Here is a 1,359-nt window from a genome sequence, read left to right as displayed (position 1 = left end):
GGCGGCCGACCGGTCAGCCGCTCCGCCGGCCGCCGGGCCCCCGGCGGAGCTGGGACCCGCGGCGCTCCGTGCCCTCGCGCACCCCCTGCGCATCCGCATCCTCGACCTGCTCCCCAGCCATGGGCCCCTGACCGCCAGCAAGCTCGGCGAGATCGTCGGTGAGTCCAGCGGCTCGACGAGCTACCACCTGCGCCAGCTCGCCAAGCACGGCCTGGTGCGCGAGGTCGAGGGCCGGGGCACGGCGCGGGAGCGCTGGTGGGAGCGCACGCCCGGCGGGTTCAGCATCTCGACCGTCGGCAAGGACTCCCCCGCGAGCCGGCAGACCGCCGAGGCGGTCAACATGGAGTTCCTGCGCCTGCGCCACGAGCGCGTGATGGCCTTCGTCCGCGCCGGCCAGGGCGCGGACGAGGAGACCCTTAAGAAGTGGCACGGAACCACCACGTTCTTCTCGTCCAACAAGTGGGCCACGCCCGAGCAGATGGCGGCGCTCGTCGCGGCCTGGGACCGCTTCGCGACCGAGCACATCGACCCGCTCAGCGGGCAGGAGGAAGCTCCCGGAATGATCCCTTTCGAGGTCCACTTCGACGCCTTCCCGACCATCGACCCGCAGGGCAACCCGCTCTGATCCGCGGCTCCTCTGCCGTCAGCAGAGGCTCCTCTGCCGTCAGCAGATCTGCGGCGGGCAGAGACGGCTGTCCTGCGGGCCGGCGCACGGCGATCGTGGAGCCATGACCGAGACCACCCTGACCCAGGCCTTCGACGACCACCTCGCCTCGCGGCTGCTGCACCAGCGGATCGTGCTGATCGGCGGCGAGATCGACGACGCCGTCGCCAACCGTGTGACCTCGCAGCTCCTGCTGCTCGCCGCGGAGGACGCGGCCGCCGACATCAGCCTCTACCTCAACTCACCCGGGGGCTCCCCCGGCGCCGGGCTCGCCGTCCACGACACGATGAAGCTGGTGCCGAACGCGGTGTCGACCGTCGCCGTCGGCTTCGCGGGCGGCACGGCGCAGTTCCTGCTCGCCGCGGGCGCGCTGGGCAAGCGCTACGCGCTGCCGCACGCGCGGATCATGATGCACCAGTCCACCGGCGAGGCGGGCGGTACGACGACGGACGTGGTGGTCCAGGCCGAGAACATCCGGCACGTCAACGACGTGGTGACGCGACTGCAGGCCGAGCACACGGGTCAGACGGTGGAGTCCGTCGCCGCGGACTCCGAGCGCGACCGCTGGTTCACCGCCGAGCAGGCACTGGCCTACGGGATGATCGACAGGGTCGTGGACCACGTCGACGACGTCCGGCCGGGCGGGAAGCGGCGAGCCGGGCTCTGAGGCCGCCGCCGCCCGGGGTCAGGCCGCC

2 protein-coding genes are annotated in these 1,359 nt (G+C 72.6%); both read left to right on the top strand.

What is annotated here, in order from left to right; genetic code table 11:
• On the top strand, positions 1-625 hold a 625-nt coding region (locus tag PROKR_RS31195), incomplete at its 5' end, for a helix-turn-helix domain-containing protein (protein WP_051433523.1).
• Between the two features lie 103 nt (positions 626-728).
• Positions 729-1,331, top strand: a complete 603-nt coding sequence (locus tag PROKR_RS30065; protein WP_036971616.1) for a ClpP family protease — start codon at positions 729-731, stop codon at positions 1,329-1,331.
• Positions 1,332-1,359 lie beyond the last annotated feature (28 nt).

The sequence above is a fragment of the Promicromonospora kroppenstedtii DSM 19349 genome (assembly GCF_000515355.1).
GTDB lineage: Bacteria > Actinomycetota > Actinomycetes > Actinomycetales > Cellulomonadaceae > Promicromonospora > Promicromonospora kroppenstedtii.
This window is presented reverse-complemented; position numbering and strand designations above follow the sequence as displayed.

Coding starts and splice junctions, on each gene's coding strand:
- PROKR_RS30065 (WP_036971616.1), top strand. CDS start 729: ATGACCGAGACCACCCTGACCCAGGCCTTCGACGACCACCTCGCCTCG.